Source organism: Pseudomonas sp. MYb2, from assembly GCF_002979955.1.
In the GTDB taxonomy this organism is placed as follows: Bacteria; Pseudomonadota; Gammaproteobacteria; order Pseudomonadales; family Pseudomonadaceae; genus Aquipseudomonas.
Window position 1 is genome coordinate 176,669 of the sequence record NZ_PCQC01000004.1, and the last position, 17,730, is coordinate 194,398.

Sequence of the window (17,730 nt, forward strand, 5' to 3'; positions counted from 1 at the left end):
GACGCGAGGTTGGTCAGCGCTCAGCGCTGCGTTACCAGGTTTTCGGCACCGCGCTCACGCACCCAGAACAGCGTTGCGCCAGCGACAGCCGCCGGCATCATCAGAATGTTGACCACCGGAATCAGCAGCACCAGATAGACGATCCCGCCAAAACTCATGCTCTGCCAGCGCTTCTGCCGCAGCCAGGCGAGCATCTCGTTCCAGCCCAGTTTGTGGTTGTCCGCCGGGTAGTCGATGTACTGGATCGCCATCATCCATACGCCGAACAGCAGCCACAGCGGTGCAGCGATGATGTTTACCACCGGGATGAACGAGAGGATGAACAGACCGATCGCGCGGGGCAGGAAGTAGCCCAGTTTGCGCATTTCCCGGGCGAGGGTGCGCGGGACCATCGCAATCAGTTCACCCCAGCTGAACGCCGGAAAGTCATCGGTGCCGCGCACCACCACTTCGACTTTTTCCGCAAGGAAACCGTTGAACGGCGCGGCGATGACGTTGGCGAGCATGGTGAAGGTGAAGAACACCATCAGCGCCACCAGCACCACGAACAAAGGCCAGAGGATGTAACTGAGGAAACTCAGCCATTCGGGCAGCGACGGCATCAGCGTATCGACCCAGAGGCTGAACTGGTGGCCGGCCAGATAAATCAATCCGACGAACAGCACCAGGTTGATCAGCAGCGGCAACAACACGAACAGGCGCAAGCCTGGGCTCAAGACCAGTTTGAGGCCTTCGCGCAGGTATTGCGGGCCGGACAGAACGGGGGCGGGCATAAGGTGCTCCGAGCAAGGGAAAACGCGCCGACCTTACCGACTTTGCACGGGTGGCGAAAGCGCGGCAGAGCGATCGACATTCACTGTAACAAAGACGTCCATCTCGTCAGTGTGTCGGCATAGAGACCACCTATGAGCTGGATTGTTAAACCGTATTTCCTTAATCTTGCCCCCCTCGATACGCTGCACCCAACTTTTTACAGGACTGTCGAGCTCACGCCTTCCCCAAGGTTATCCACAGTCCTTTTTTATTCCCGCCGGCAGTCCGGCGATCCGGGTCTGTTTTTCGGCCCGGTCAACAGGAGCAGGTCATGTCTGAAGTCCGTCATTCGCGAGTGATTATTCTCGGTTCCGGCCCTGCCGGTTACAGCGCTGCGGTATACGCGGCCCGTGCCAACCTCAAGCCACTGCTGATCACCGGCATGCAGGCCGGCGGTCAACTGACCACCACCACCGAAGTCGACAACTGGCCGGGCGACGTCCACGGTCTGACCGGCCCAGTGTTGATGGAGCGCATGCGTGAACACGCCGAGCGTTTTGAAACCGAGATCGTGTTCGATCACATCAACGCCGTCGACTTCGCCGCCAAGCCTTACACCCTGACCGGCGACAGCGCGACTTACACCTGCGACGCCCTGATCATCGCCACTGGCGCCAGCGCGCGTTACCTGGGCCTGCCATCGGAAGAAGCGTTCATGGGCAAAGGCGTTTCGGCCTGCGCGACCTGCGACGGTTTCTTCTATCGCAACAAGCCAGTTGCAGTGGTCGGCGGCGGCAACACCGCTGTTGAAGAGGCACTGTACCTGGCCAACATCGCTAGCACCGTGACCCTGATCCACCGTCGCGAAACCTTCCGCGCCGAGAAGATCCTGATCGACAAGCTCAACGCTCGCGTCGCTGAAGGCAAGATCATCCTCAAGTTGAACGCCAACCTCGACGAAGTTTTGGGCGACAACATGGGCGTGACCGGCGCGCGTCTGAAGAACAACGACGGCAGCTTCGACGAAATCACCGTCGACGGCGTGTTCATCGCCATCGGCCACACCCCGAACACTTCGCTGTTCGAAGGCCAGTTGACCCTGAAAGACGGTTACCTGGTGGTGCAGGGCGGCCGTGAAGGCAATGCCACTGCGACCAGCGTTGAAGGTATCTTCGCCGCCGGTGACGTGGCTGACCACGTTTACCGCCAGGCGATCACCTCGGCCGGCGCCGGCTGCATGGCGGCACTGGACACCGAGCGTTACCTGGACGGTCTGCAGAACGCTTCGTTCTAAATCGCAGACATAAAAAAACCGGCCATATTGGCCGGTTTTTTTGTGCCCGCAGATTCAGCCACGTGATGATCGTTCCCACGCTCTGCGTGGGAATGCCTCATCTGGACGCTCTGCGTCCGATGGGACGCGGAGCGTCCCCGGCTGCATTCCCACGCGGAGCGTGGGAACGATCACGGTGTAGGAGCTGCCGAAGGCTGCGATCTTTTGATCTTGATCAGCGGCGGGTCAGGGGTTGCGCGGTGAATTTGACGCCGGCCAGACCATGCTTGATCAACGCCCGGATATTGCCGTGATCACTGCCCTCAGGGGTCGCGACCACCGAACGGTAATGCTCACCAAACGCCAACAGCGCTTCTTCATCGCTCAGCCCTTCCAGCAGCGCCAGACCCAAGGTCTTGCACGAGCCTTCGTTCTGCCCGGCGGCGTTTTCCACGCCACCGTTGTTGAACGCCTGCGGCTGGTAGTCGTAACCGGCAGCAATGAAGGCCAGGGTGTCGGCGAAAGCATGATCGCCGCTCTTCAGACTGGCGCGCAGGGTATTCAGATCACTCATGGGTTTTTCCTTTGGCGAACGCTGCTTGTTGTTCAGCGTTGGCTTCTTGCTGATATTGGGCTTTCCATTCGGCGTACGGCATGCCGTAAACCACTTCGCGGGCGTCGTCGAGGCTGACCTCGATCTGGCGCTCGTCGGCTTCGGCCTTGTACCACTTCGACAGGCAGTTGCGGCAGAAGCCGGCGAGGTTCATCAGGTCGATATTCTGCACGTCCTTGCGGCTGTCCAGATGGGCGACCAGCCGGCGAAAGGCGGCGGCTTCGAGTTCGAGGCGTTGTTGATCAGTCATGGTGGTCTCTGCGAGACAGCTTTGAGCGGCAAGCTTCAAGCTGCAAGATTGGATCGGGGTCGGCCGTTAGCTTACCGCTTGAAGCTTGAAGCTTGAAGCTCAGCGGCTTGCCGCGAGCGTTATCGATACCGACTCGGCAAAACGCAGCGCATGCGGCTTGTCGACTTCGACTTCGGCGTACAGCACCGAACCGTTACTCATCACCAGATCGAGCAATTCCTGAGTCAGGCGTTCGAGCAGCGCAAAGCGATTGCCCTCGACGTGGGCGATGATCGCCTTGGTGATGGTGCGGTAGTTCAGCGCGTGATCAATGTCGTTGTCACGCACCGCTTCTTGTGCGGCATACAGGATTGTCACGTTGATCAGTACATCCTGCTTGTTGAGGATTTCGTCCTCGTTGATCCCGATAAAGGTGCGCAAGCGCAGATCCTTGACCCGGATGCGCGCCATTCCCGGTTGAAGTTGTGGCATTTACTTGCTCCGTCCAATCAATTGCAGGAACTCCTGGCGGGTGTTGCTCGACTCGCGGAAGGCGCCGAGCATGACCGAGGTGTTCATCGTCGAATTCTGTTTTTCAACGCCGCGCATCATCATGCACATGTGTCTGGCTTCGATGACCACGGCGACACCGGCGGCATCGGTGACCTGTTGCACCGCATCGGCGATCTGTCGGGTGAGGTTTTCCTGAATCTGCAGGCGCCGGGCAAACATGTCCACCAGCCGCGCGATCTTCGATAACCCCAACACCTTGCCCGTCGGAATATAAGCCACATGGGCCTTGCCGATGAAGGGCAGCAGGTGATGTTCGCACAAAGAATACAGCTCGATGTCGGCGACGATGATCATCTCGTCGCTGTCCGAGGCAAACAGCGCGCCATTGACGATCTCGTCGACGCTCTGTTCATAACCGTGACACAGGTACCGCATGGCCTTGGCCGCGCGCGCCGGGGTGTCGAGCAGTCCTTCACGGTCGGGATCTTCACCGAGGCCGATGAGGATGTCGCGGTAGTTCTCGGGCAGTGAGCGGGTCATGGAACATCCTCGCGAAGCGGCTTATTTGATGTGCCGTCCGCCGTTGACGGTCAGGGTCGTCCCGGTGACATAGGGGTTGTCGAGCAGGTAGCGCAGGCTCTGATAGATCACTTCACTGCCGGGTTCGATACCCAGCGCGGATTTGGCCAGGGCCTTGGCGCGGTACGCCGCGTCGTCGTCGGGATTGAACAATAGCAGGGCCGGCGCGATGCCGTTGACCTTGATGGCTGGCGCATAACGCGCGGCAAAGGACAGGGTCAGACTGTCGAGTCCGGCCTTGGTGGCGCAATATCCGATGTGTTTGCTGCTGCCCTTGCGGGTGACGTCGTCGCTGATGTGAATGATGTCGGCAGGCGTCGAGCGTTGCAGCAGTTCGCCACAGTGCAGGTTGAGCAGATAGGGCGCAAGCATGTGGAGAGTGAACATGCGTGTGAAGGCTTCGGCTTCGTTATCCGGCGATTCTGCTAACCATTCGGACGCATTGTGGATGATCGCTCGCAGGCTATCGGTGTGGGTTTTCAGCTCGGTGATGAACGCGAGAATGGCGGCTTCGCTGGAAAAGTCCGCGTACAAGCCGAGCGCGCCCTGGTCTCGTAGCGCCTGTACACCGGGACGTTCAGTGCGGTAGGTGAAGATGACGCGATGACCATCCTCGAGCAAACGCTGCGCACAATGCAGGCCGACTCGCTGGCCGGCACCGGTGATGAGGATCGGGGCTGCGGAATCTGGCATGAACGGCTCGCATCGCGGTGGGAGCAAAAACTATAACAGCGACACGCCGGAAAAGATCGCAGCCTGCGGCAGCTCCTGCACAGGCCGGCTTACGTTCCCGTAGGAGCTGTCGAGTGCAACGAGGCTGCGATCTTCAATGTTTCTGAGGTGCTGCCGTCACCGGCAGTCGCACCGGCGTGCTGTTCAGCCAGTTCGCCAGCAGGCGCGTCGACAGTGGAATAAAGAAGTAAACCATCAGCGGTGTCAGGCACGCCGTGCTGATCAACACACGCGGCAACAAGCTCATTTCAGCGAGCAGTGGGCCGAGGACAAAGTTGAACAGCAGCGACACCGGAAAGAACGCCAGCCAGATTGCTACCGCCTGCTTCCAGCGAGCAGGACGCTGACCGGCTGCACCGAACCAGCCTTCGATACCGCTGACTCTATGTTCCTTCGGATGCGCAAACAGATCGCTGCCACGATCCAGCCACGCAGTGCGCGAAGCGGAGTGCTCCCAGGCATGCAGGGTCTGTTCATCGACGAAGCGGAAAATAATCTGGAATTCGTTATCGCCGGGCGGCGGAGCGAGCACGCCGGAGCCGAGATAACCGGGAAAGTCGGTGGCCAGCTGTTCGCCTTCGCGCAGCCAGGCAATCAGATCCTGATAGCGGCCATCGGCAACGCGACGCGCAACCATCAACGTGACGGGGGAAGTAGACATTGTGTATCTCCGTATTTCGGTTGCGTCGTTCCGGGTAGGAAGTTCGCCTGACGCAGGCCGGGGTAGAGGCCTGCGCTTTTCAACAAGCAAGGATTATTCCTGATTTTAGCGATTACACCAGCGACATTCGTCGCAGATCTGTACTTGAACGATGAAGGGCGGTCAGGAGTAGAATGGGATCCAATTAACCAGCATGGAAGTTGACCGCACAATGCCCGTCATAACTGACGTACTCCCTGTTTCTCAGGCATCTACGGCGATTGAACGCGAGGATCTGTTCCCCATCCGCGAAGTCTCGCGGTTGACCGGCGTCAACCCGGTTACCTTGCGTGCATGGGAGCGACGCTACGGATTAATCGAGCCAACACGCACCGAAAGTGGGCATCGGCTGTATTCGATGAACGATATCGAGCGCGTTCGCAGCATCGTCGAATGGATCGACCGTGGCGTAGCGGTCAGCAAGATCGGCAGGATTCTCGCCAAGACCGAACCCTTGAAAGCGCTGGCGCACATCATTTCCGACGATCTGGTGCAGGCGGACTATCTGCAATGGCAGCATCAGGTGCAGCGCGCGATCAGTTCGTTCGATGATCAGGAAATGGATCGGGTCTATGGCCAGATATTTTCTTCGTATTCATTGGCCGTGGTCTTTCAGGACATTCTGATGCCGCTCTGGCGAGCATTGTTGCAGCGCCAGGACGCGTTCGGGCAAACCAGCGAATGGCTGTTTTTCGATGGTTTTCTCCGCGCGCGAGTGTTGCAGCGAATCGTCACGTTGCGCGCTTCCCAGCCACGCAGGATCGTCGTCAGCGCCTTGGCCGGTCAGTGCCGCGAACTGGAATTGCTGGTGGCGGCGTTATTTCTGAGTACCAGCGAGTCGGGCGTGCGGGTGCTGACCACAGGCCAGCCGTTCGACGAGCTGACACTGATTTGCGAGAAGATCAAACCCGAAGCGCTGGTGCTGTTTTCCAATCATGCGCCCAGCGCGCAATTGCCACGGCGCCTGCATCGGCTGGCGCTGAGTCTCGATTGTCAGCTGTTACTGGCGGGGGATGCAGCCGATCTGGCGCAGGACAGTCTGGCGGCAAGTTCGATTGGCTGTATTGGTAACGAAGGTGCAACCATGCGTCAGCGTCTGACGCAATTTCTTGCCGGAAAACTGGATACCTGAAAATCAGGTGTGCAGGGCAGGATGGGTCAAGCGATGCTGTTGCAGGATGAACTGACGCAGACGTTCGGTTTCATCGGCATCGGTCTGGTTCAGCTCGTAAGCGTAGAAGCCGTGTTCGGTTTCCCGTTCGAAATTGCCGCGCAATGCAATCCGCTCATACCCCGAAGGGCTGAACCACAAGGCAAAGTGCTTGGGTGGTTTAGTCTTGTTGCGCATTTCCAGCAACACACCTTTGTGCGACACCTCGTGCACCCACATCATGCCTGGCTGGCCTTTGGCATTTTCCAGCGCTACCGGCTCTTCGAGCACCAGCCGCCATGGGCGCACCATCGGGCCGTCTTCGTAAATGCTCGGAACGCCGAGGCGCAAATGCAGCGCATGAAACTCGTCTTCCACCAGGTGCAACGGAAAAGTCATTTGCTGATTTTCGAAGTTGGCCTGAATGGTCACTTGCTCATGAGCCGCGAGACGCGTGAGCAAATCACGAATCTGCGATCCGCCATTGACCAGCAGACTCGACGTCGCATCCCGCACGTTCAGTTGCGGGTTGTGCTGCATGGTCTGGATGAAATCCAGCTCATCCTGAGTGAGGAGGGCGTCGCGCTGCATGGCTAACTCGAAAGGAATAGTTACAAAGTCATTGGTGATTGTAGTTAATGACAATTAGTTCGCTGTTTTGTTTGAACCGTTCGTCGCTTTCAGCTGCGCCAGCTCTGCACGTAGCGCCGCAATCTCTGCCTCGAGCTGTACAACACGCTGCTGAGCTTTGACCTGAACCGTTACGTCTTTCTGCACGCCGACGGTATAAGTCATTCCATCATCAGCATTCACCGTTGAAAGCGACAGTTCATTCCAGAACGGCGTGCCGTCCTTGCGATAGTTGCGCAGGATTTCCCGGCACGTTCCGCCGTCGCGCAGCGTGTTGCGAATCAGCTCAAGACTCTCTTGATCGCGATCTCCTGCCTGCAAAAACCGGCAGTCCTGGTAGAGAATCTCTTCGCTGCTGTAACCGGTGAGACGTTCGAAAGCGGGGTTGACGTAGATCAGAATGTTGTCCTGCTCACCTTCTTTTTCGGCGACCACGATGCCGTCGTTCGACGCATTGATCACCATTTGCAGCAGACTGGCTTTGATCATCTTTGAATCCTTTCAAGAGTTGTCAGTGGCTCGCATTCTAGAAGAACCATCGGCGCTGTCTACTGGCCATTATCGGCAGATGAGATCCAATCGCAGCTTTGCAGTTCAGGCTGCTACTATCGCCGCTCATTTTTTCAGTTTCAGGATCAGATTGATGAAAGTCGCCATCCTCTCCGGTTCGGTCTACGGCACCGCCGAAGAAGTCGCCCGCCACGCCCAGAACCTGTTGAAAGCCGCTGGCTTTGAAACCTTCTACAACTCGCGCGCCAGCCTGACGGACCTTCAAACGTTCGGTCCCGAAGCGTTGCTCGCCGTGACCTCGACTACTGGCATGGGTGAGTTGCCGGATAACCTGCAACCGTTGTATTCGACCATTCGCGATCAGTTGCCGGCAGCCTGGCGCGGTTTGCCCGGTGCCGTTATTGCGTTGGGCGACGCCAGTTATGGCGACACGTTCTGCGGTGGTGGCGAGCAGATGCGCGAACTGTTCGGCGAACTGGGCGTGCGTGAGGTGCAGGACATGCTGCGCATTGATGCCAGCGAAAGCGTGACCCCGGAAACCGACGCCGAGCCATGGCTGGCGCAGTTGATCGACGCACTCAAGGGCTGATCGGCCGCTCGCGTAAAAGTGCCAGCCACGCCTGCGCGGCATTCGACAGATAAGCGCCCTGACGCCAGATAAACGCGATGTCCCAACGCAGATAATCCGGCGCGCGCAAGGTCAGGCGCACCACGCCTGGCCGCACCAGCCCGCGTGCGACCACCCTGGGCAACAGGACCACGCCTTGCCCGGCGGCGACCAGCGCTGCGAGAAAATCCGCCTGCCCGCTGCGCCCGCCTTCCTTCGGCGTGAAGCCCATTTGCTGGCACGCCTGCAGCAAGCGGTCGTTGAGCACGAAGCTGCGTTGATAAAGCAGGAACGGTGTGTCGGCCAGTTCCTCCAGGCCGATCTCGCCGCGCTCGGCCAGCGGATGATCGACCGGCAGCAACGCATCGAGCTTCTCGTCGCAGAACGGCTGACAGTCAAACTGCGGATCCTTCGGCAACAGACTGCCACCCAATTCCAGTTCACCGTTGAGCACAGCTTGCTCGATATGACGGCTGCCGCCCTCGAGTAACTGCACGCTGATGTTCGGATAGCGCCGGCGGTATTCGGCGAATAGCCCGGCAAACAGGGCATCGCTGCCCAACAGCGGCAGACCGAGGCGCAGCTCGCCACGGGCCAGATGACTGAGGTCGTCCAACTCGACCAGCAGCTCATTGCGCAAACGCAGCATGGCTTCGGCGCGTTGCAGCACCACGCTGCCAGCGGCGGTCAGGCGCAGCTGTGAGCCGAGCCGCTCGAGCAGCGGCGTGCCGAGACTTTGCTCCAATTGCGCGACCTGTTTACTCACCGCTGATTGACTGATGTGCAGGGTTTTCGCCGCTTGGGTAAAACCGCCCTGATGCATGACTTCGACAAAACTGCGCAGCTGTTTGAGTTCCATAAATCTGATTCCAGTTTGGAATGGCTACGAGTCTAACAATTCGCTTTGGGGATGGCAGGTCGCTTCGTAAAATAGGCTTCTGTAAGGAGCCAACCTCATGAACGCCGCCCGTCTCAAACACTTTTCCCGTCTGTTCGTCGAACTTGCCGTACTGCTCGGTCTCTACCTGCTCGGCTGCCTGATCGCCGCGTGGTTGCCCTGGCCTATTCCTGGCGGGGTGATTGGCATGGCGCTGTTGCTGCTGGCGTTCGCGTTCGGCTGGGTCAAACCGGCAGCGCTGCAATTGGGCGCGGGCCTGTTGATGGCCGAGATGTTGCTGTTTTTCATTCCCGCGTTGATGAGCCTGCTCGATTACGGCACGTTGCTGCGCGATGACGGCTGGCGGATTTTGCTGGTGATCGCCGCCAGCACCCTGATGGTGATGCTGGTGACCGCGTTCACCGTGGAACTGGCCGTGCGCGCGAGGCGTTCCCATGAAGCTTGAATGGATGCCGATGTTCTGGCTCGCCTTCACGTTGTTGGCGTACTTGTTCAGCCGCTGGATTTATCGGCGCACCGGGCGTTATGTGTTGTCGCCGCTGATTCTGGTGCCGGCGTTGCTTCTCGCACTCGCCGTACCGCTGCACACCGCGTACGCCGAATATTCCAGCAACACTCATTGGCTGATGCTGGTACTGGGCCCGGTGACCGTCGCCTTCGCCGTGCCGATCTGGCAGCAACGACATTTATTGATGCGGCACTGGTCGGCGCTGATGCTGGGCATGGTGGCGGGCAGTGCGGCTTCGATTGGCACCTCGTTCGGCTTGGCCAAGGCATTGGCGCTCGACAGTTCGGTGACCCTGTCGCTGGTGCCACGCTCGATCACCACGCCGTTCGCCATGCCGTTGGCACAAAACCTCGGCGGCGTACCAGAATTGACCGCCGTGTTCGTGATGTTCACTGGCGTGTTCGGCGCGATGCTTGGCGGGGTTCTGCTCAAGTGGCTGCCGTTGCGGAGCGCCCTGGCGCGGGGCGCGTTGTTCGGTGTGGGCGCACACGGTGCCGGGGTCAGTCGGGCGCACGAAGTCGGCGGTGAAGAAGGCTCTGTGGCGGGCCTGGTGATGGTCCTCACCGGACTGCTCAATCTGTTCGCCGCGCCTTTGTTGGCGTCGTTGCTTTGACATGGATCCAAGCTGTTTGCATCGCTGACTCGATCAGTCATCAAGCTGGCTGCCAATGCAACTACGCGATTGCCTGCACCTGACTAGACTGCTGTCACGTGCAGAACAATAAGAACGCAGAGGTGCATACAGTGAGCGTAGCCCCCGTCCAATCGTCCCTGAATGTCAAAGACCAGGTCAGTGCCGCAGAATGGCAGACCCGTGTCGATCTCGCCGCTTGTTATCGTCTGGTCGCCGCCCATGGCTGGGACGATCTGATCTTCACGCACATTTCCGCCAAGGTGCCGGGCACCGAAGATTTCCTGATCAATCCGTTCGGCCTGATGTTTCATGAGATCACTGCGTCGAGCCTGGTGAAAGTCGATCAGGCCGGCAACAAGCTCATGGACAGCCCTTACGAGATCAATCCCGCTGGCTACACCATCCATAGTGCTGTGCACGAAGTGCGGCACGATGTGGTTTGCGTGCTGCATACCCACACCGCGTCGGGCGTCGCGGTGTCGGCGCAAAAGCAAGGCGTGTTGCCGATCAGCCAGCAGTCGCTGTTCGTGCTGTCGAGCCTGGCCTGTCACGCCTATGAAGGCGTGGCGCTGAACCACGAAGAAAAGGCGCGCTTGCAGGCCGATCTGGGCGAAAACAATTTCCTGATGCTGCACAACCACGGACTGCTGACCTGTGGCGGCACCATCGCCGACACCTTTCTGATGATGTTCACCTTCCAGCGCGCCTGCGACATCCAGGTGATGGCGCAAACCGGTGGCGCGGAACTCATCGCCATCGAACCGCAGATTCTGGCGGGCGCCAAAGCGATGATCGCCGGCGTCACCAAAAGTGCTCAAGGCATGGGTGGCGCGCTGGCCTGGCCAGCGTTGCTGCGCAAACTCGATAAACAAGACCCGGGGTATAAACTCTAATGCCTCTCGCCGAGATTCCTCTGTGTGTCTGGCGCAAACGCAGCCAGACGTTTGTCTTCCGTGGCCAGCCGATTCGTTACTGGACGACGGGGCAAGGTGAGCCGCTGCTGCTGATCCATGGCTTCCCGACGGCGAGTTGGGATTGGCATTACCTGTGGCAGCCACTGGCTCAGCGCTATCGGATGATCGCCTGTGACATGCTTGGTTTTGGCGACTCGGCGAAACCACTCAATCACACCTATAGCCTGCTGGAACAGGCCGATCTGCAACAGGCATTGCTCGCGCATTTGCAGATCGAGCAACCGGTGCATGTGCTGGCGCACGATTACGGCGACAGCGTTGCGCAAGAACTGCTGGCCCGGCATTACGAAGATCGCATCGAAATCGCCAGTTGCGTATTCCTCAACGGTGGCCTGTTTCCGGAAACCCATCGTCCGGTGCTGATGCAAAAGCTGCTGCTCAGTCCGCTGGGCTGGATGATCGGCCGCGCGTTTACCCGTGATGCCCTGGTGAAAAGCTTTCGCCAGATCTTCGGCCCGCAGACTCGGCCCAGTGAAAGCGAGATGGATGATTTCTGGAGCCTGGTCGACAGCAATCGCGGGCCGCGCATCATGCACAAGTTGATCAACTATATTCCCGAGCGCCGCGTTCAGCGCGACCGCTGGGTGGCGGCCATGCAGCGTGGGGAAATTCCGCTGCGGTTGATTGATGGTGAAGTCGACCCGATCTCCGGTGCGCACATGGTCGAGCGCTATCGGGAGTTGATTCCTGACGCAGACACGGTGCAGTTACCGGGTATCGGTCACTATCCACAGACCGAAGCGCCGGTGCAGGTGCTCAAGCATTATCTGGAGTTTCGCGAGCGTTTTGTGCAGCCGCCGCGCAAAGTCGCCTGCTCCTGAAGATCAAAAGATCGCAGCCTGCGGCAGCTCCTACATAGATTTGTGCAGGAGCTGCCGCAGGCTGCGATCTTTTGATTTTTAGTACTACCGTGTCTCACTATCCCTCAGCCTTATCGCACACCATTCAGCCCCAACCGTGTTCATTGTGACCAAAAGCCCCGTGCCTGACACTCGGGGTCAATGTTCCATTGGACTGCTGGAGTTGCCCTGATGAATGAGTCTGTGCGTTTCGAAGATAAAGTCGTAATCGTCACCGGAGCCGGTGGTGGCCTCGGACGGGCGCACGCTCTGCTGTTCGCCAAACAAGGCGCGAAAGTGCTGGTCAACGACCTCGGCGGCTCGGCTCAGGGCGAGGGCGCCAATGCCTCCGCCGCCGACCGCGTGGTCGCGGAAATCCGTGAGGCCGGCGGCATCGCCGAGGCCAACCACGACTCCGTCACCGACGGCGACAAACTGGTGCAGAACGCCCTCGATGTGTTTGGCCGTGTTGACGTGGTGGTGAACAACGCCGGCATCTTGCGCGACAAGACCTTCCACAAAATGGATGACGCCGATTGGGATCTGGTTTACCGGGTTCACGTCGAAGGCGCCTACAAAGTCACCCGCGCCGCGTGGCCGCATATGCGCGAGCAAAATTATGGCCGGGTGATCTTCACCGCTTCGACTTCAGGCATCTACGGCAACTTCGGCCAGTCCAACTACGGCATGGCCAAACTCGGCCTGTACGGCCTGACCCGCACCCTGGCCATCGAAGGCCGCAAGAACAACATTCTGGTCAATGCCATCGCACCCACGGGCGGCACGCGCATGACCGAAGGCCTGATCCCGCCGCAAGTGTTCGAACAACTCAAACCGGAACTGGTCAGCCCGTTGGTGGTGTATCTGGCCAGCGAGCAATGCCAGGAGACTTCCGGGTTGTTCGAGGTCGGCGGTGGCTGGATGGGCAAAGTGCGTTGGGAGCGTAGCCTCGGCGCCGGCTTTGATCCACGAGTCGGGTTCTCGCCGGAAGATGTCGCGGCGCACTGGCAGCAGATTTGCGATTTTGAGGAGGCGGCGCATCCGAAGGACAATATCGAAGCGCTGAAGGAAATGATGGCGAATTTGCAGAAGTATTCGTTGTAAATGGAGAACCAAGCGAGCAGGCCAAGATGCCTGCTCGCTTGGTTGTTATTCTTCAGGTTTGAAGCCTGGTTTTCCGTTGGCAGCGCGCCATTGTTTTATCGCTATCAGCACACCAGTAGGGCTGTCTTCGACACCGTCTTCAGGATAATACAAAATATTTGTCCCATTGGGATGCTGCGATGTATCCACAATGTTATCGACTATCGCGTCGTGTTCTTTTTCTGAGGAGTAATTTCCCTCAAATAATCTGTTGATAAGGCTCGCATATTCCGACTCTGTGTACTCTTCAAGTTTGCTTTTAAGTTTGATCATGGAGTCTCGCCTTTTTTGGAATGTGCATCGATATGCTGCTTTGGTGTTAATAGGGTCAGGTTGGATATATCGTAGACTGAGCCACCCTCATTTATCGGATTGATATGGTGGATTTCAAATTTTCTTCTCTTGCCAATGTGTTCTGCAATGTCTGCACTTGGTGACAGGCCTTTGCTCGCTATTGCCGTTGTATGGATAGCTTCGGTCAATTCCCATGGTGGAGGCTTTTGCATATTCATATCCTTTTGAATGTGCGCGATAAGTCGCCGGCAAGTCAGTGCGGCCAATAGTGACGTCCATGTCACCGGCGAGTGTTTGAGGCGTTTCAAGTTACAACAGATTTCAGGTTGCAAAATCTGAGAACTTCGTAAGTAAACAGGTTTTGTTTTGGAAGAACTTTCCAGGACTTTCAATTTGTCGGTCATCGTTCTCCTGCGAACAGAGAAACGTCCGACATTGTTCTCGGAAGTTTTTCGCTGAGGGAGGCGTTTAACTTTTCATCAGGCATAAAAAAGGCCGCTGCAAACGCAGCGGCCAAGGTAAGACGTTGGATCAAGGAGCTACAAATCAACGTCAGTGAACACGGGGTTAAGAAACCGAATCCTTCGATTCCTCTGAAATCTGTTGCCAATCGCTTCAGTGAATCAGCGTAGCTGGCTTCGCGCTTTTCGGCGGCTGCCGTGAAAGCGCGTTCAGAATAAGGTCATGAGCGCGTAGGAAAAATACCGATTCCGGACATGCACTGTTGCGGGGCATGCAACAGTCCCGTGACCCGATGTGCGCCATGCGCTGCATTGATGATCCTCCATCCAGCTCACTCATGAGTTGCGCAAAGCCACGGTGCGTGCGGGCATTCATCCTTTCGAGCGACAACGCGAATACCTCCTTGGAGCGCTTATCGACCAGATTGCCCGGCAGTAGGGTGGGGTCTTCTGTCACTCACCGGGGAAGACGCATGACAAAAACAACAATGCGCGCCATCTTCACACCGCAGGCGCTGGCCGCTGCGGTGGCTCTGGGTTGCTGCGCCCAGGCGCACGCGGTTTCGTTCAATATCGGCGAGATCGAGGGGACGTTCGACTCGTCGCTGTCGGTGGGCGCGAGTTGGGGCCTGCGCGATGCCGACAAGTCGTTGGTCGGCACGGTCAACGGCGGCACCGGGCAATCTTCCACCGGGGATGACGGGCGTTTGAACTTCAAGAAGGGCGAGACCTTCTCGAAAATCTTCAAAGGTATTCACGACCTCGAACTGAAGTACGGCGACACCGGTGTGTTTGTGCGTGGCAAGTATTGGTATGACTTCGAGCTCAAGGACGAAGACCGCGAGTTCAAGCCGATCAGTGACAGTGGCCGCAAGGAGGGCGCCAAGTCGTCCGGTGCGCAGATTCTCGATGCCTTCGTGTATCACAACTACACCATCGCTGACCTGCCGGGCACCGTGCGCGCGGGAAAACAGGTGGTGAGTTGGGGCGAGAGCACGTTCATTGGCAACTCGATCAACAGCATCAACCCGATCGATGTCTCCGCGTTCCGGCGTCCCGGTGCGGAGATCAAGGAAGGCCTGATCCCGGTGAACATGCTGTTCGGCTCGCAGAGCCTGACGGACAAACTCTCGGTTGAAGGTTTCTATCAACTGGAATGGGACCAGACCGTTCTCGACAACTGCGGCACGTTCTTCGGCGTCGATGTGGCAGCGGACGGTTGCAACAACGGTTACACCGTTGGCAACCCGGCGATCGCACCATTGGTGCCGTTGACCACCGCGTTTGGCCAAGGCATTCAGGTGACGCGCGAAGGCGTGGTGATTCCCCGTGGCGGCGACCGCGATGCGCGCGATTCCGGGCAGTGGGGTACGGCATTGCGCTGGCTCGGTGATGACACCGAGTACGGTCTCTATTTCATGAATTACCACAGTCGCACGCCGTCGGTGGGTACTACCACGGCGGGGCTATCGACCCTCTCGGCGTTGCCGGCGATGGTCGGTATCGCCAACGGGCTGGCGCCTGGCAGCGGCTCAGGCCTGGCGCAAAGCGTGATGCTCGGGCGCGGTCAGTACTACCTTGAATACCCGGAAGACATTCGTCTCTACGGCGCGAGCTTCTCGACCACGCTGCCCACCGGCACTGCCTGGACCGGCGAGATCAGCTATCGGCCAAACGCGCCGGTACAGGTCAACACCAATGACCTGACACTGGCACTGCTCAACCCGATTGCCGGTGGCACGGCATCTCCACTGGTAACCGCGCCGGGTGCGGACAACAAGGGCTATCGCCGCAAGGAAGTCACGCAGATCCAGAGCACGCTCACGCACTTCTTCGATCAGGTGTTGGGCGCTGAGCGTCTGACCGTGGTCGGTGAAGCGGCGGTCGTGCATGTCGGCGGTCTGGAGTCGCGCAGCCAGCTGCGTTATGGCCGCGATTCGGTCTACGGCCAGTATGGTTTCGGTGGCGACACCGACGGTTTTGTCACCTCGACTTCGTGGGGCTACCGCGCCCGGGCCATCCTCGACTACGCCAACGTGATCGGCGGCATCAACCTCAAACCCAACCTGTCGTGGTCGCATGACGTCGCCGGCTACGGCCCTAACGGGCTGTTCAACGAAGGGGCGAAAGCGATCAGCGTCGGCGTCGATGCCGACTATCGCAACACCTACACCGCGAGCCTCAGTTACACCGACTTTTTTGGTGGTGACTACAACGTTCTCGAAGACCGTGACTTCGTGGCCCTGAGCTTCGGCGTGAACTTCTGATCTGCCCGAGAAGGATGAAAGCAATGCGCAAAATGATTCTGCAATGTGGTGTCCTCGCCCTGAGTCTGCTGGCGGCCAACGTGATGGCGGCGGTGTCAGCGGATGAGGCGAACAAGCTTGGCACCAGCCTGACCCCGCTCGGCGCCGAGAAGGCCGGTAATGCTGACGGTTCGATTCCGCCATGGACCGGCGGGATTCCGAAGAACGCCGGGACGGTGGACAGCAAGGGTTTTCTCGCCGATCCGTTCGCCAACGAAAAACCGTTGTTCACCATCACCCCGGCCAACGTCGACAAGTACAAGGACAAGCTTTCCGAAGGCCAGGTGGCGATGTTCAAACGCTACCCGCAAACCTACAAGATCCCGGTCTATCCGACTCACCGAACCGTCGCCGCCCCCGCGGACATCTACGAGTCGGCCAAACGCAGTGCGCTGAACGTGACGACGATCAACGATGGTAACGGCCTGGCCAATTTCACTGGCAATCGCTATTACGCCTTCCCGATTCCGAAAAACGGCGTCGAGGTGTTGTGGAACCACATCACTCGTTACCACGGTGGCAACGTCAAACGCATCATCACGCAGGTGACGCCGCAGACCAACGGCAGCTACACGCCTATCCGCTTCGAAGAAGAAATCGCCGTGCCGCAGTTGATGAAGGATCTCGATCCGGACAAAGCGGCCAATGTGCTGACCTTCTTCAAGCAATCGGTGACTGCGCCGGCGCGTCTGGCCGGTAACGTGCTGCTGGTGCACGAGACCCTCGATCAGGTGAAGGAGCCGCGTCTGGCGTGGATCTACAACGCCGGTCAGCGCCGGGTGCGCCGCGCGCCGCAGGTGGCGTATGACGGTCCGGGCACCGCAGCGGATGGTCTGCGTACCTCGGACAACTTCGACATGTTTTCCGGTGCCCCGGATCGCTATGACTGGAAACTGGTCGGCAAGAAGGAAATGTACATTCCGTACAACAGCTACAAGCTTGATTCACCGACGCTCAAGTACGACGACATCGTCAAGGCCGGGCACATCAACCAGGACCTGACCCGTTATGAATTGCACCGTGTCTGGGAAGTCATCGGCACGGTGAAGCCGAGCGAGCGGCATATCTATGCCAAGCGCCACATGTACATCGACGAGGACAGCTGGCAGGTGGCACTGGTTGATCACTACGATGGCCGCGGTCAACTGTGGCGGGTCGCCGAAGGACATGCGCAGTACTACTACGATCACCAGGCTCAGGCTTATACGCTGGAAGCCCTCTACGACATCATTGCCGGCCGCTACATTGCCTTGGGAATGAAGAACGAAGAGAAACACAGCTTCGAATTCGGCTTCGAAGCCAAGGCCGCCGACTACACCCCGTCGGCCCTGCGCGCAGAGGGCGTTCGGTAACGTTTGCGATACACCGGCTGTACAAAAGGCGA

General features: G+C 58.6%; 22 protein-coding genes. 10 read left to right on the top strand and 12 right to left on the bottom strand.

Going from position 1 to position 17,730, the window contains the following annotated elements:
• Window positions 1–20: 20 nt before the first annotated feature.
• Complete coding sequence (gene cysZ / locus CQ009_RS08170; protein ID WP_064387985.1) at window positions 21–773, bottom strand: sulfate transporter CysZ; 753 nt, start codon at window positions 771–773, stop codon at window positions 21–23.
• Between the two features lie 311 nt (window positions 774–1,084).
• On the opposite strand from cysZ, the gene trxB reads away from it, so the two are divergent.
• Window positions 1,085–2,047 carry a thioredoxin-disulfide reductase gene (trxB, locus tag CQ009_RS08180; RefSeq protein ID WP_064387984.1) on the top strand — a complete coding sequence of 321 codons (963 nt, stop codon included), beginning with the start codon at window positions 1,085–1,087 and terminating at the stop codon, window positions 2,045–2,047.
• 214 nt (window positions 2,048–2,261) lie between these two features.
• On the opposite strand, the gene CQ009_RS08185 is transcribed toward trxB, so the two are convergent.
• From CQ009_RS08185 to CQ009_RS08210, 6 genes are all read right to left on the bottom strand, one after another.
• The gene (locus CQ009_RS08185; RefSeq protein ID WP_064387983.1) at window positions 2,262–2,600 is read right to left on the bottom strand and encodes a HopJ type III effector protein; all 339 of its coding nucleotides are present in this window, start codon (window positions 2,598–2,600) and stop codon (window positions 2,262–2,264) included.
• Window positions 2,593–2,889, bottom strand: a complete 297-nt coding sequence (locus CQ009_RS08190; protein WP_064387982.1) for a DUF1244 domain-containing protein — start codon at window positions 2,887–2,889, stop codon at window positions 2,593–2,595. The genes CQ009_RS08185 and CQ009_RS08190 overlap by 8 nt, the downstream gene beginning before the upstream one ends.
• A gap of 99 nt (window positions 2,890–2,988) precedes the next feature.
• A complete protein-coding gene (gene folX, locus CQ009_RS08195) occupies window positions 2,989–3,360 on the bottom strand; it encodes a dihydroneopterin triphosphate 2'-epimerase (RefSeq protein ID WP_053117178.1) in 372 nt (123 codons plus the stop codon).
• Complete coding sequence (gene folE, locus CQ009_RS08200; RefSeq protein WP_064387981.1) at window positions 3,361–3,921, bottom strand: GTP cyclohydrolase I FolE; 561 nt, start codon at window positions 3,919–3,921, stop codon at window positions 3,361–3,363. It lies immediately after the preceding gene.
• A gap of 21 nt (window positions 3,922–3,942) precedes the next feature.
• A complete protein-coding gene (gene folM, locus CQ009_RS08205; RefSeq protein WP_105705506.1) occupies window positions 3,943–4,653 on the bottom strand; it encodes a dihydromonapterin reductase in 711 nt (236 codons plus the stop codon).
• 133 nt (window positions 4,654–4,786) lie between these two features.
• On the bottom strand, window positions 4,787–5,353 hold the full coding sequence (locus CQ009_RS08210; protein WP_064387979.1) for an antibiotic biosynthesis monooxygenase: 567 nt from the start codon (window positions 5,351–5,353) through the stop codon (window positions 4,787–4,789).
• A 211-nt stretch (window positions 5,354–5,564) separates the two neighbouring features.
• Between CQ009_RS08210 and CQ009_RS08215 the strand changes: the two genes are divergently transcribed.
• Complete coding sequence (locus CQ009_RS08215) at window positions 5,565–6,524, top strand: MerR family transcriptional regulator (RefSeq protein ID WP_064388013.1); 960 nt, start codon at window positions 5,565–5,567, stop codon at window positions 6,522–6,524.
• A 3-nt stretch (window positions 6,525–6,527) separates the two neighbouring features.
• On the opposite strand, the gene CQ009_RS08220 is transcribed toward CQ009_RS08215, so the two are convergent.
• Together CQ009_RS08220 and CQ009_RS08225 are read right to left on the bottom strand one after the other, a co-directional pair.
• Complete coding sequence (locus tag CQ009_RS08220) at window positions 6,528–7,133, bottom strand: hypothetical protein (protein ID WP_064387978.1); 606 nt, start codon at window positions 7,131–7,133, stop codon at window positions 6,528–6,530.
• A gap of 54 nt (window positions 7,134–7,187) precedes the next feature.
• The gene (locus tag CQ009_RS08225; protein WP_064387977.1) at window positions 7,188–7,661 is read right to left on the bottom strand and encodes a PAS domain-containing protein; all 474 of its coding nucleotides are present in this window, start codon (window positions 7,659–7,661) and stop codon (window positions 7,188–7,190) included.
• A 154-nt stretch (window positions 7,662–7,815) separates the two neighbouring features.
• Here CQ009_RS08225 and CQ009_RS08230 point away from each other — a divergent pair, with 154 nt between their 5' ends.
• A complete protein-coding gene (locus tag CQ009_RS08230) occupies window positions 7,816–8,271 on the top strand; it encodes a flavodoxin (protein WP_105705508.1) in 456 nt (151 codons plus the stop codon).
• Here the strand turns inward: CQ009_RS08230 and CQ009_RS08235 are convergent.
• Window positions 8,261–9,148 (bottom strand): LysR family transcriptional regulator, encoded by an 888-nt coding sequence (locus CQ009_RS08235; protein WP_105705510.1) that lies wholly within the window; start codon window positions 9,146–9,148, stop codon window positions 8,261–8,263. The two genes, CQ009_RS08230 and CQ009_RS08235, sit on opposite strands and share 11 nt — an antisense overlap.
• A 97-nt stretch (window positions 9,149–9,245) precedes the next feature.
• Here CQ009_RS08235 and CQ009_RS08240 point away from each other — a divergent pair, with 97 nt between their 5' ends.
• The 5 genes from CQ009_RS08240 to CQ009_RS08260 all read left to right on the top strand — a co-directional run bounded on the left by CQ009_RS08240 (window position 9,246) and on the right by CQ009_RS08260 (window position 13,246).
• Window positions 9,246–9,632, top strand: coding sequence for a CidA/LrgA family protein (locus tag CQ009_RS08240; RefSeq protein WP_064387974.1), 387 nt, complete (start codon window positions 9,246–9,248; stop codon window positions 9,630–9,632).
• Complete coding sequence (locus CQ009_RS08245) at window positions 9,622–10,308, top strand: LrgB family protein (RefSeq protein ID WP_105705512.1); 687 nt, start codon at window positions 9,622–9,624, stop codon at window positions 10,306–10,308. Before CQ009_RS08240 ends, CQ009_RS08245 begins: the two co-directional genes overlap by 11 nt.
• A 131-nt stretch (window positions 10,309–10,439) precedes the next feature.
• A complete protein-coding gene (locus CQ009_RS08250; protein WP_105705514.1) occupies window positions 10,440–11,222 on the top strand; it encodes a class II aldolase/adducin family protein in 783 nt (260 codons plus the stop codon).
• A complete protein-coding gene (locus CQ009_RS08255) occupies window positions 11,222–12,124 on the top strand; it encodes an alpha/beta fold hydrolase (protein ID WP_064387971.1) in 903 nt (300 codons plus the stop codon). The genes CQ009_RS08250 and CQ009_RS08255 overlap by 1 nt, the downstream gene beginning before the upstream one ends.
• A 210-nt stretch (window positions 12,125–12,334) precedes the next feature.
• On the top strand, window positions 12,335–13,246 hold the full coding sequence (locus CQ009_RS08260) for an SDR family oxidoreductase (RefSeq protein ID WP_105705516.1): 912 nt from the start codon (window positions 12,335–12,337) through the stop codon (window positions 13,244–13,246).
• A gap of 45 nt (window positions 13,247–13,291) precedes the next feature.
• On the opposite strand, the gene CQ009_RS08265 is transcribed toward CQ009_RS08260, so the two are convergent.
• Both CQ009_RS08265 and CQ009_RS30050 read right to left on the bottom strand, forming a co-directional pair.
• Window positions 13,292–13,558, bottom strand: coding sequence for a bacteriocin immunity protein (locus CQ009_RS08265; protein ID WP_201783034.1), 267 nt, complete (start codon window positions 13,556–13,558; stop codon window positions 13,292–13,294).
• Window positions 13,555–13,983, bottom strand: coding sequence for an HNH endonuclease signature motif containing protein (locus tag CQ009_RS30050; RefSeq protein ID WP_177430965.1), 429 nt, complete (start codon window positions 13,981–13,983; stop codon window positions 13,555–13,557). Before CQ009_RS30050 ends, CQ009_RS08265 begins: the two co-directional genes overlap by 4 nt.
• 530 nt (window positions 13,984–14,513) lie before the next feature.
• On the opposite strand from CQ009_RS30050, the gene CQ009_RS08280 reads away from it, so the two are divergent.
• Together CQ009_RS08280 and CQ009_RS08285 are read left to right on the top strand one after the other, a co-directional pair.
• Window positions 14,514–16,307, top strand: a complete 1,794-nt coding sequence (locus tag CQ009_RS08280; RefSeq protein WP_064387968.1) for a DUF1302 domain-containing protein — start codon at window positions 14,514–14,516, stop codon at window positions 16,305–16,307.
• Between the two features lie 23 nt (window positions 16,308–16,330).
• Window positions 16,331–17,698, top strand: coding sequence for a DUF1329 domain-containing protein (locus CQ009_RS08285; protein ID WP_064387967.1), 1,368 nt, complete (start codon window positions 16,331–16,333; stop codon window positions 17,696–17,698).
• Window positions 17,699–17,730 lie beyond the last annotated feature (32 nt).